14 protein-coding genes are annotated in these 11,808 nt (G+C 38.1%); 7 read left to right on the forward strand and 7 right to left on the reverse strand.

The window, feature by feature from the left end; translation table 11 throughout:
• Window positions 1-20: 20 nt before the first annotated feature.
• Complete coding sequence (astA, locus tag CWB72_RS07320; RefSeq protein WP_138630271.1) at window positions 21-1,043, forward strand: arginine N-succinyltransferase; 1,023 nt, start codon at window positions 21-23, stop codon at window positions 1,041-1,043.
• A 95-nt stretch (window positions 1,044-1,138) separates the two neighbouring features.
• On the forward strand, window positions 1,139-1,942 hold the full coding sequence (locus CWB72_RS07325) for a DUF1338 domain-containing protein (RefSeq protein ID WP_138630273.1): 804 nt from the start codon (window positions 1,139-1,141) through the stop codon (window positions 1,940-1,942).
• Between the two features lie 5 nt (window positions 1,943-1,947).
• On the opposite strand, the gene CWB72_RS07330 is transcribed toward CWB72_RS07325, so the two are convergent.
• From CWB72_RS07330 to CWB72_RS07345, 4 genes are all read right to left on the reverse strand, one after another.
• Entirely contained in the window at window positions 1,948-2,370 is a 423-nt protein-coding gene (locus tag CWB72_RS07330; protein ID WP_171037238.1) for a sensor histidine kinase, read from the reverse strand.
• Between the two features lie 5 nt (window positions 2,371-2,375).
• Window positions 2,376-2,711, reverse strand: a complete 336-nt coding sequence (locus CWB72_RS20515; protein ID WP_171037239.1) for a histidine kinase dimerization/phospho-acceptor domain-containing protein — start codon at window positions 2,709-2,711, stop codon at window positions 2,376-2,378.
• Window positions 2,712-2,953: 242 nt separating this feature from the next.
• Window positions 2,954-4,066, reverse strand: coding sequence for a cache domain-containing protein (locus tag CWB72_RS07340; RefSeq protein ID WP_138630279.1), 1,113 nt, complete (start codon window positions 4,064-4,066; stop codon window positions 2,954-2,956).
• Window positions 4,067-4,103: 37 nt separating this feature from the next.
• Window positions 4,104-5,072: a ribonuclease Z gene (locus CWB72_RS07345; protein WP_252371506.1), complete on the reverse strand. Its 969-nt coding sequence runs from the start codon at window positions 5,070-5,072 to the stop codon at window positions 4,104-4,106.
• 140 nt (window positions 5,073-5,212) lie between these two features.
• Between CWB72_RS07345 and CWB72_RS07350 the strand changes: the two genes are divergently transcribed.
• The gene (locus CWB72_RS07350; RefSeq protein WP_138566590.1) at window positions 5,213-6,820 is read left to right on the forward strand and encodes an AbgT family transporter; all 1,608 of its coding nucleotides are present in this window, start codon (window positions 5,213-5,215) and stop codon (window positions 6,818-6,820) included.
• 171 nt (window positions 6,821-6,991) lie between these two features.
• Window positions 6,992-7,630: a glutathione S-transferase family protein gene (locus CWB72_RS07355; protein WP_138630281.1), complete on the forward strand. Its 639-nt coding sequence runs from the start codon at window positions 6,992-6,994 to the stop codon at window positions 7,628-7,630.
• A gap of 69 nt (window positions 7,631-7,699) precedes the next feature.
• On the opposite strand, the gene CWB72_RS07360 is transcribed toward CWB72_RS07355, so the two are convergent.
• Window positions 7,700-8,995: a DEAD/DEAH box helicase gene (locus CWB72_RS07360; RefSeq protein WP_138630283.1), complete on the reverse strand. Its 1,296-nt coding sequence runs from the start codon at window positions 8,993-8,995 to the stop codon at window positions 7,700-7,702.
• A gap of 58 nt (window positions 8,996-9,053) precedes the next feature.
• Window positions 9,054-9,968, reverse strand: a complete 915-nt coding sequence (gene dapA, locus CWB72_RS07365; RefSeq protein WP_138630285.1) for a 4-hydroxy-tetrahydrodipicolinate synthase — start codon at window positions 9,966-9,968, stop codon at window positions 9,054-9,056.
• Between the two features lie 140 nt (window positions 9,969-10,108).
• On the opposite strand from dapA, the gene CWB72_RS07370 reads away from it, so the two are divergent.
• Complete coding sequence (locus tag CWB72_RS07370) at window positions 10,109-10,762, forward strand: DUF6058 family natural product biosynthesis protein (protein ID WP_138630287.1); 654 nt, start codon at window positions 10,109-10,111, stop codon at window positions 10,760-10,762.
• A gap of 2 nt (window positions 10,763-10,764) precedes the next feature.
• On the opposite strand, the gene CWB72_RS07375 is transcribed toward CWB72_RS07370, so the two are convergent.
• A complete protein-coding gene (locus CWB72_RS07375; RefSeq protein WP_138566595.1) occupies window positions 10,765-11,016 on the reverse strand; it encodes a hypothetical protein in 252 nt (83 codons plus the stop codon).
• 180 nt (window positions 11,017-11,196) lie between these two features.
• Here CWB72_RS07375 and CWB72_RS07380 point away from each other — a divergent pair, with 180 nt between their 5' ends.
• Both CWB72_RS07380 and ykgO read left to right on the forward strand, forming a co-directional pair.
• Window positions 11,197-11,451: a type B 50S ribosomal protein L31 gene (locus CWB72_RS07380; protein ID WP_130256199.1), complete on the forward strand. Its 255-nt coding sequence runs from the start codon at window positions 11,197-11,199 to the stop codon at window positions 11,449-11,451.
• 11 nt (window positions 11,452-11,462) lie between these two features.
• Window positions 11,463-11,603 (forward strand): type B 50S ribosomal protein L36, encoded by a 141-nt coding sequence (ykgO, locus tag CWB72_RS07385; RefSeq protein WP_138630289.1) that lies wholly within the window; start codon window positions 11,463-11,465, stop codon window positions 11,601-11,603.
• Window positions 11,604-11,808 lie beyond the last annotated feature (205 nt).

Genomic DNA, 11,808 nt, shown 5'->3' on the forward strand with positions numbered 1-11,808 from the left:
TATTGGCCCCTCATTTTAATATGCAAATCTTAAGACCAATAAAAAACACTGACTTTGCGGCTTTAAAGCAAATAGCAATAGAGTCTGGTCATGGCTTCACGTCTTTGCCTGTTGATGACAACCTACTACAAGATAAAATTTCACGTTCTGAAAATAGTTTCTCAAAACATGTTGAGACACCTTTTGATGAAGGATATTTGTTTGTATTAGAAGATACAAAGACTAATGAAATTGTTGGCACAACTGCGATTGAAGCTGCAGTTGGAACACAAGTTCCACTTTACCACTATCACTTAGGTAAAACGGTTCACCATTCAAGTACATTAAACGTGTATAACACTGTTGAAATATTGAGTATGTGTAATGACTATACGGGTTGCTCAGAAATCTGTACTTTGTTTTTACGCGAACAATACCGCAAAGGTCTTGCTGGTCGGTTTTTAAGCCGTATTCGTTTTGCTTTTATGGCAGATCAAAGTAGTCGTTTTAGTGATACTGTAATTGCAGAAATGCGCGGAGTAAGTGACGCTCAAGGCCATTCTCCTTTTTGGCAATGGTTGCAAGAGCACTTCTTTTCAATTGAATTTCCTCAAGCAGACCATTTGGTTGGTTTAGGTGACAAGGTATTTATCAGCGAACTAATGCCTAAGTACCCTATTTACGCGAACTTACTAAGTGATGAGGCTCAAGCAGTTATCGGTCATGTACATGAAAAAACTAAGCCTGCACTTAGACTCCTTCAAAAAGAAGGGTTTGAGCATAGAGGTTATGTAGATTTATTTGACGCTGGCCCAACAATAGAAGCAAAACTAGACAATATCAGAACCGTTCAAGAGTCTTATATTGTTCCTGTGAAAATAGTCGACTCTGTCAACTGTGAACAAACCTATGCCATTTCGAATCAAAAGCTCTCTGATTTTAAAGCCGTGTTCACAGATAACGTACTGTTAGACAAAAAAGAGTTACTACTCACAATTGCTCGTGAAGAAGCTGAAGCACTTAGCCTAAAAAATGGCGATACAGTAAGAATTTTTGCACTTTAAGACGCAAATAACTAATTAAAATTGGTATGAGATTATGTGTCGTGCTTAATCGATACATAAACTGAGCGGCTAAGCCGTCAAATTAAGGAACCATTATGCACAACAATGTTGACACACTATTTGATAACCTTTGGTCTAACTATTTAGAAGTTACACCTTCAGCAATTAAAGTTCATGAGCTACTAGGCTCTACGCAGCAGTCTGACGTTATTAACGATCATATTGCACTTCGTACTTTTAACATAGAAAAAGTAGGCTTAGAAAAGCTTGCTGCGCATTTTCTAGCGGTTGGTTACAAAGAATGTGGTGAATACCATTTCGAAGCAAAAAAACTATACGCAAAACACTTCGAGCATTCAGATCCAACTAAACCTAAAGTATTCATCTCTGAATTACTTGTTGAAAAGTGCTCTGAGTCTTTACAGAAAATTGTTAAAGAAATGGTCGATCAAATTGATGAAGGTGCTGTAACTGCAGATAATTTCTTATACTCAGGCACGCATTGGCAAGTAAGTAATGAAACCTACAAAGCTTTACTTGAAGAAAGTGAATATGCTGCTTGGATGTCTGCATGGGGATACCGTGCTAATCACTTCACTGTAAGCATTAATCACCTCGCGAACTTTGAGACTATCGAAGCGGTAAATACATCTTTAAAAGATGCTGGTTTTGAATTGAATGCTTCAGGTGGTGAAATCAAAGGGTCACCAGAAGTGCTATTAGAGCAATCATCTACATTGGCCGATCACGCAAATGTTGTATTCTCTGATGGTGAGTTTGCAATTCCAAGCTGTTTCTATGAGTTTGCACTGCGTTACAACAAACCAGATGGTAAAATCTATACTGGATTTGTTGCGGCGTCTGCTGACAAAATCTTCGAAAGCACAAACGCTCGTTAATTCGTTTAGTTTATTGGGAACTTGATGATAAATTGAGTTCCCTTGCCAACAATACTCGAACAATTAATCGTCCCGTTTAATTGCTGAGAAATAATGTTATAGACCAAGTGCATACCTAAACTACTTCCACCATTATCTCTATTCGTAGTAAAAAACGGATTAAAAATACACTCTAGCACATCACTAGGCATACCTTTTCCATTGTCTGAAATCAAAATACTGACTTCATTGCCTGATTGAGACAGTAAAACATTAACTTCACCAGACTCGTGTTTTCCAAATGCATGAACTAGCGCATTTTCTATTATATTTGTTATAACTTGTGAAATTGCACCTGGGCTACAAAGTACTTTAATTTCAACTGGGTTAGGTTCAAGGTAAACCTTATGAGATGAGCTTTTAAACCTTGGTTTTAATTTACGGATCACATCTTCTAAATAAGTATTAGCTCTATCAATCTTTGCAACTCTGAAGATTGGTCCACAGAGACTTGTTTAAAGCTGGCTACCAATTCAGCAGTTCTATGTAAATTACTTTTAAGAATAAAGCAGCCTTCTTTAAAATCAGAAATGACTTTAACCAATTGATGTTTAGTTAACTGACATGATTGCAGCTTTTCTTCTAGATGTATCACTTCATCTTCAACAAATGATGCAGCTGTGATGGCAACGCCAACAGGAGTATTAATTTCATGCGCTATCCCAGCAATCAATCGTCCGAGTGACGAATGCTTTTCTTGTTCAAGCAATTTTTTTTGTATAGTTTGCAAATCAGAAAGTGCCTTTAACGCTTCTTCAGTTTTGTAATTAAGTTCATCTATACGCGTTTCGACTTTAAGCTCTAGGTCAAGGTTGAGCTTATCTAACTCACTTTGTGTCTTAGTAAGCGCTGTGTTAGCTTGATAAATTTCTGCTATATGTGTGTTGACTTGCTGATAGACAAAATTTAACTCAGTAATAATTGGCGTGAATTCGTTTTGTTCTTCATAAGAAGATGTTTTGAACGGTTACTTTATCTTGCACTGTGTTTGATTGAGCCTTTAATTTGGCTAAGTACTAGGTCAAAAGGTTTAAAAAGATGCTTCATGATAAAAATAATTAAGACAACGAAAGTTATACCGATAATTGCACCTCCCAATAAAGTGACTTGAGATACCGCCCTCACTTCTTTATCGATGTCTTTATGCGGGCTGAAGAAACCCAATATAAAACCGCTTTTTGTCCCTAGAAAATACAAGTCATAAAGCTTACCGTTTATAGGTAAGCTTTTAGAAGTATTTAACTTAGTATTTGATGAGCTGCTATACAGTGGCTTAACCCATGCTTCATCAGGTGTCGTTTGCATCACCAACTCTGATTTTAAGGGAAAGCTGATAATTCTATTTGATGCTTTATGGATTAACAGTGGTGAAGAGTTATTAGTAATCTTCACTGTTTCTAAAAATGCAGTAAGTGCAGCCAATGACCAATCTACTGTTGCCATACCAATCATATCGCCATTGGTTAAAATAATAGGCGCGTCGACTGTCATCATCGGAGCCAAGCTACCCGCTTCGTCAACATAAGGATGTGTCCAAACAACTGGAAGCACGTTTTCTGCAGCTTGTTTGCCTAACTGATACCAATCTTGGCTATGATAATCATACTGCTCACCACTTAACTCCCAGCTAAATAGTATACGTTTATCATCTCTATATACATAAGGTCCGAAATATTTTGTATCTTTGAACATTTGCATAGGTTCAAACCAAACACCACCACCTAAGGCAAGTTCAAAAAAAGAAAAGTGCTGTTCTAAAATGGCACTAAACTTCTTTTTTAGCTCTGACTTTTCAAAATTCGATTTATTGTATTCAAGATAAAGAGAAAGGCCGTGTTGTGCTAGATTGTAGGCGCTTTGTTCCATCAATGTGATTGTGTGGTCAATTTTATTAGCGCTAGATTTGAAGATTTGAATGATTTCTTGTTCTTTGACATTAGATAACGCGCTGCTGTAGTAAACGTTACTAAAAAGTACCATTGACGAATATGCCAATATTTCAAAATTACCCCAAACAGTAAAATACGTGTTTTGATATTTAAAGTAGGCATATTCACTGAACAAAATTGCATCTGCATTAAGCATATATCAAAGTCAAGGATGCGCTATTTTTCAGATAAAATTAGTGCGCTATATGCAACTTTCGTTTTTCTATAGAGAAAGTAAAACAGTCTTCAGCGAGGAATAGGTTACCCGAATAGTAGTGTGCAGCTTCACGCCTTAGATTTTCAAGTCCATGTTCTCCATGATACCGGACACTAAAATGACTTAGAATTAATGTTGGGATTTGCTGCAACTGAGCAAATTCTGCAACTCTTTTAGCATCTGAATGGCCAGTATGAAAACCCACTTTATAAAGATCGTTGTGAGTAAACGTTGATTCATGCACTAGCACGTCAATGTCAAAACACCAACCAGAAACAAGCGCCGGTTTTTCATTATCTCCACAAACGATGACTCGACGCGTTTGCCAGCTTTGATATGTGTAGTCTTTACTTAAAAGATGCTCTGAACCAAATAAAACATCTTCTCCTTTTTGCAATTTATTGTAATGAGGGCCACTTTTAATGCCGGCTTTTGCTAGCTTTTCAATTTTGAGCTTTTTTGGGATCAGTTTTTCAGAAACCTTAAATCCAAAGCTGGGAACTCTGTGCTTTAAGGGTATGACTTCAATAGAACAAAAATTGAAATCAGCTGAATCTTTCATTTCACTAATATCATGCGTGATTAAATCGAAGGAGAGTCTGGTATCAGACATATGAAAAGTTGCGTGCAACCATGCAATTACTTCTTTGGGCGCAATTAGGTGAACAGCTGATTTTTTTCCATTCATCGACATAGACGACAATAACCCAGGCAAACCATAACAGTGGTCTCCATGTACATGGCTAATACAGATCGCATCTAAATGAAAAAAAGACAGAGGAAATTTTAGTAGTTGATGCTGTGTTGCCTCGCCACAATCAACCATAATCCATGATTTTGTTTTATCGAATGAAATTGCTGTGGACGATGTATTTCTAGTTTGGCTAGGTACACCTGATGAAGTGCCGAGAAAGTGAATGTGCATATCAAATAAAGTAAATGTCAAGTTCGCTTTATATTGCCAAATTGTCAGGTTTTCGTCATGGTGTTTGTCCTGTTTTTACTGTGAATTAACAGTAAAAAAATGATTTCAAATTAAAAAAGTGGTAGGTTATGCGGCAATTTTGGTATTGAGTATTTTTCATTATGTCGAACGCAGTTGAGACAAAGCCTGAAAATCAACAATCAACAGAACAAAAACCACAGGGTTTGTTTAATCGCTTTTTAGCAACTGTTGAATTTTTAGGTAATTTGTTACCCCACCCTATCACGCTATTTGCTATGTTTTGTATTGCCATCGTTATTTTCAGTGGTATAGCAGATTGGTTTGGTTTAAGCGCCATTGACCCTCGCCCTGAAGGCGCTAAAGGACGAGATCCTGATGGGGTCATCGAGGTAGTCAGCCTTTTAAGCGCTGAAGGTCTACAGCGTATCGTTACAGGGCTTGTAACTAACTTCACAGGCTTCGCACCATTAGGAACTGTGTTGGTTGCACTCCTGGGTGTAAGTGTTGCTGAGCACTCAGGTATGCTTTCTGCAGCGATGCGCGGTATGGTGATGGGTGCTTCAAAGCGCCTAGTTACATTCATGGTTGTTTTCGCCGCAATCTTATCAAATACAGCATCTGAATTAGGTTATGTTGTTCTAATTCCGTTAGCTGCAATGATCTTCCATAGTTTAGGTCGTCACCCACTTGCTGGTCTTGCTGCAGCTTTTGCTGGTGTATCTGGTGGTTATAGTGCAAACCTTTTACTTGGTACTATCGACCCACTATTAGCTGGTATTACAACACCTGCAGCTCAGATGATTGACCCAACTTATGAAGTCGGCCCTGAGGCGAACTGGTACTTCATGATGATCTCAGTATTCCTAATTGCCATTGTTGGTACTTTAGTTACAGAAAAAATCGTTGAGCCACGACTCGGTAAATATAACCCAGATGAGGCAAGTATAGATCTGAGTGAAAACAATATTGAAAAACTTACCACTAAAGAAAAATCTGGTTTAAGGTGGGCAGGTGTTTCATTGCTGGTTGTTGCTTCGCTATTAGCGCTTACAATTGTCCCTGAGAATGGGATTTTGCGTCACCCTGAAACGGGTGCAGTTGCAGGTTCCCCTTTCTTAAAAGGTATCGTAGTATTCATTTTTGTTACCTTTGCGATCCCTGGCTTCGTATATGGTCGTGTTGTCGGTACCATGAAGAATGACCGCGATGTCATTGATGCCATGAGTAAATCTATGGGCTCTATGGGCATGTACATCGTGCTTGTGTTCTTTGCGGCTCAGTTCGTTGCTTTCTTTAAATGGACTAACCTTGGTACTATTTTAGCAATTAATGGCGCAGCACTTCTTCAAGCGCTAAATCTAACTGGCCCAGAGGTCTTTGTACTGTTTATCTTTATGTGTGCATTAGTGAACTTAAGCCTAGGATCATCGTCTGCTCAATGGGCTGTGACTGCGCCAATATTTGTACCTATGTTGATGCTAATAGGTTATGCGCCAGAAACAATCCAAGCGGCATATCGTATTGGTGACTCAGTAACTAACTTGATCACACCTATGATGAGTTATTTCGGTCTCATACTCGCAGTTGCAACTAAATACAAAAAAGATATGGGTATTGGTACGCTAGTGGCAACCATGCTTCCTTACAGTATGTTCTTCTTTGTTGGTTGGGTTGCTCTGTTTTATGTTTGGGTATTTGGTTTTGGCTTACCAGTAGGCCCTAACTCGCCGATTTACTATACACCTTAGTCAGTAACTAAATCAGCATTTTAAAGCTATTAAACGGCAACTCACGTTGCCGTTTTTGTTTATAAAGTGAAGTAATTTCTTGATTAAACTGGTTATCTCACCTACGTTTTTCAAGTACCATTTAACTGAAAGGACACTGCTATCGAAAAACTCTAACTATATAGGTGAAGTATGTATACTCTGTTTTACTATCCTTGTAATGCCAGTCTTGCCCCTCATTTTGTTTTAAAAGCAATTAATGTCCCCTATCAACTAGAACTTGTAGACAGAAAAAAACTGGCTCAAAAGTCAGCCCAATATTTATCACTCAACCCAACAGGACGGATCCCGACTTTGGTTGATGATGATTTTATTCTATTTGAGAGCGCTGCGATTTGTTTATACCTTGCAGAAAAACACCCTGAAGCATCACTTATTCCACATGATTCAAAGCAAAAAGCGACTTTTAATCAGTGGCTAATGTATTTAACAAGTACCTTACAGACAGAGCTAATGACGTATTTCTACCCTGAAAGACATACGCAAAATGCCTTGATTTATGATGATATTGTCAGAACGCAACAAGCAAGGTTAAAAGATATATTGCAAATCATTGACAAACAACTTGATGACAATACCTATTTGGTTGGTGACTCAATCACTGTCTGTGATTACTTTTTATTTATGCTGTGTATTTGGGCAGATGAAATACAGCACCCACCTTTGAGTTTCAATAATCTAAATAGATATTTAAAAACCATGGCGAGGGATGAAGCAATTCAACAAGCTTGTAAAATTGAAGAAATTAGCCTAGCAGCTTATGCCATTTAATTACAGACTCTAAAAAATTAAAAAAGGTTGCACCTGGCAACCTTTTTATTAAATTTATTAGAAAGTAACTTATTTACTCAACTTTAAAGACTTTCCTTTAATCTGTTTTCTCACATTTGCAATACGCGCTCTGTTTTTCGCTCTCGCTTCACCACTTGCCTGATTACTAGGGCGGTTAGTTTTTGGCTTTCTACGTTGATGTGAAGGTTTTTTAGTTAAGTTTTTAATCAGACTTTCACGACTGCTTACTTCATAACCAGGTAAATAATAGCGCTTAATTTGTTGGCCAATTAACTCTTCAATATGCAGTAATACTTGCTCTTCCTCACGAGCAACAAATGAAATTGCTTGGCCCTGCTGACCCGCACGACCGGTTCTACCAATACGGTGTACGTAATCTTCTGCAAGATAAGGTAGATCATAGTTAACCACGCGAGGCAGACCTTCAATATCAATTCCTCGAGCAGCAACTTCAGTGGCAACTAACACGCGAACCTTGCCTTCTTTGAACTCACGTAAAGCACGACGTCTAGCCCCTTGCTTTTTATCGCCATGACACACAGTGGCAGGAATACCATCAAGGTTTAGCTCTTTAACAATGTCGTCAGCAACATCTTTCATGTTCACAAATACAAGCACTTGTTGCCAATTCTTCTTACCAATCAACTCAGAAAGCAGCTCTTGCTTTCTGCCTTGCTCAACGGGATAAACAATATGCCTTACCGTTTCTGCTGTCGTGTTTTCAGGTGTAACTTGAACAAACTTAGGGTGCTTTAAAACTTGACGTGCAAACTGTTTCATTGCCGTTGGGAAAGTTGCCGAGAAGAATAATTGTTGTTTATCTTCATGACATAGCTCTATTACTTTTTGGATGTCAGTAATAAAGCCCATATCGAGAAGCCTGTCAGCTTCATCTAACACTAAATGCTTTACCTGAGACAGGTTTACACTGCCCAAACGTAAGTGATCAAGAAGCCTACCTGGTGTTGCAACCAAAATATCACAGCCGACGTTCAATTTCTCTTCTTGACCAGCAGTATTCACACCACCAAATAAAGCAACCACATTAAGGTCAGTATATTTAGCGAACTGTTTGCAGTTATTTGCAATTTGTTCTGCTAACTCACGGGTTGGTGCTATGATCAAAGCTCTAGGATGTTGCTCAGCGTGTTCAAAAATGTTCTGTATGATTGGCAAACTAAAAGCGGCTGTTTTACCTGTACCAGTTTGAGCTGTAGCAAGTACATCATGCCCTTTTCTTACAACAGGAATAGCAGCTTGTTGAATTGGAGTAAGGGTGTGAAATTCTAATTCGTCTAGTGCTTGCTGAATAAGCGGAGAAAAACTAAAAGATTTGAAATTCATAACATAAACCTGCGGCCAATCATTAAAAGGCCGCAGATTATACGTCAATTAGTGAGTTCTAACAAAGAATAATTGACTCTGGTTCTAGTAAAGCTGGCGGGTTTCCTACATAACTACCAGAAGAAAGCTCAGAGATTAATTGCTTGCCTTGTTGTTGTTGAGATCTACTTAATGATACGTAAGGTAATCTAAACACTGGTTTTACAGCACCTGTCATCATAAGTGCAGTGTTTATTGCGATCGGGTTAGGTTCACAGAATAACCAACATATAAGTGGCTGCAATGACTGGTTCAGATCGTCATTACATTCATTCATCAAACTTCTAAACTGCTTAGGTACAATATTAGAAGTAACTGAAATGACACCATGCGCACCATGTAAATGTCTTGCATCGTGTGCTTCATCGTCATTACCCGACCAGCATGCAATACCTTGTAGTTCGTAGTGAGCAATACGCTCATTACCTGCACATTCTTTAACACCGATAAAGTTTTCATGTTTCGAAAGTTGCTCAATAATATCTGGGGTTAAGTCCTGTCCTGTTCTGCCTGGTACGTTGTAAATAAATGCTGGACCAATCTCGAGCACTTTCTCAAAATGTTTTACTACACCTTCAACTGAAGTTCGACCATAGTAAGGATTTATCTGTAATGCGGCATCCATTCCCGTTGCAAAGCCATATTCCGTTGCTTTGACCGCTTCACGAGTATTATTACTACCCGTATTACCGATAACTAAAATTTGATGCTTGTATTTACTTACAGTGTGCGCAATTAACATTAGGTGCTCTTCCCAATTCATTAATTGGCCTTCACCGGTTGTACCGCCTACGATGATACCGTCAACCCCCGCTTCGATTTGAAGCTCGACTAATTTGTCATAGGCTACTAAATCAATTTCGCCAGTTTCTAAATAAGGGGTTTTTATCGCGGTGATCAAGCTTGCTTGTTTTAGTTTTTCGTTAATCTGCATGTTTAGAAGTTTTCTTATTTCAATTGCCAATATTCTTACATAAAACAATAACAGTTCCGAGCTTTCTTTAGACTGAATGACTTGTAAATTGGTTGTATAACTGATTAAATACAAGCACTGTATATTTAACCAGTAAAGTTATGAGTTTACTTAACCACTTTAATGAGAATTTTTATCAAGCTATAGAATTGTGCCAGTCTACAAGAATCAATGAAGACATCTTATTTAAGTGGCAAGAAACAGGTTTGTTCCCTGCTAGTAGTTTTGTTATAGAAAATAAACTTCAAGTCAATTCTTACTTAGGGATAACAGAGCATACAGAGCTGATTGAATATTACCCGAGAGGGTATTTAGCTTGGGCTCAAATACTTATAAAGCATAGTGTAGAGTCTTCAACACAGGCATACATGTATTTTGGCAATATGTATCAGCAAATCTTAACTCAGTTAGTGCATGGCATGCCTGAAGTGCTTGTCGCCTCATTTACAGAAGACCTAGAAGAGTCCATTCAATCGAGTTGGCAATATTTCTTAGTAGGAAAATATGGTGCCATCTGCTCAACAGGAAAGATTGAAGAAATCGTTGCTGTAGATTTATTTAAGTATGTTATTTCTTTTTTAACTGAAGATTTTAGCTTAGACATACTCGATGAAGAGACACGTAAAGTGCTCCATATTGCACTCAGAGAACTTAATAATTCAGTTGCATTAGACAACCCACTATTGCCAAAACAGCTTATTAGAGATCGTTATATTGAACGCTTGATAAAGCAATATGATTTATCAGTTAAATGAGCTCACGACTCTAAATGAGCTCTCATAATTTCAAATGCCTTCAATACTTTTAATTTGTCTTCACAAAGGCCGTCATACCAAGCATCAAAGCTATCATCGTCTTGCTCAGCTAACACTACATACTCAGCAAGTAACTCAATGATGTCGCTATGTGAACAACTTAATTGATCGAGCTGTTTGTTAATGCCAGTGTGATCTTTATTTTTAAGCGAGTCGATCACGGTATTGTCCAAGTTATTATTTAGCTCTTCCATTATTGCTTCCCTTTAAAACTTTCACCTTATTTATAACAGGCCTACAACGAATAGCTAGAGACAAGTCGTTTGTTTGCACAACAAACCATCAAAATAGACAAATTTACCCAAAACCCATTTGCAAATGGTTTTCATTTAGAATAAGATTCGAGATATTATAACAAAACAAATAGGCGTTTTATGAAACCTAATATTCACCCTGATTACGAACAAGTAGCATTTCACGATACATCAATTGATAAATACTTCATTGTTGGCTCTACAATTAAAACAGATAGAACTGTAGAACTTGATGGCGTGACATACCCATATGTGCCGATTGACGTCTCAAGTGAATCTCACCCTTTCTACACAGGCAAACAGAAAATTACTGCTTCTGATGGTCGTGTTGCTCAGTTCAATCGTCGCTTCAAAAATCTTGCAAGCAAAAAATAAAAGGAAAATTTATGAAAGTATTGAGCTCTTTAAAGAGTGCAAAAAATCGACCAGGATGCCAAATTGTCAAACGTCGAGGCCGAGTGTTCGTAATTTGTAAAACAAACCCTCGCTTCAAAGCCGTTCAAGGTATGAAGAAAAAGAAAAGATAACATGCTGTTACTTTAATTATTAAGCCCTAGTCATTAGTAGGGCTTATTATATTAATCAACCCTTATTTTAGATTACCCCTCTTACTTTTCACTTTTCACTTTTCACTTTTCACTTTTGGGTTGTGAGTTTTGGGGGTTGAGTGGTGGGTGGGGGGGTGTGGGGGGTGGGGGTGGGGGGGGGGGGGGGGGGGGGGGGGGGGTGGGG

The sequence above is a fragment of the Pseudoalteromonas phenolica genome (assembly GCF_005886345.1).
Lineage (GTDB): Bacteria > Pseudomonadota > Gammaproteobacteria > Enterobacterales > Alteromonadaceae > Pseudoalteromonas > Pseudoalteromonas phenolica_A.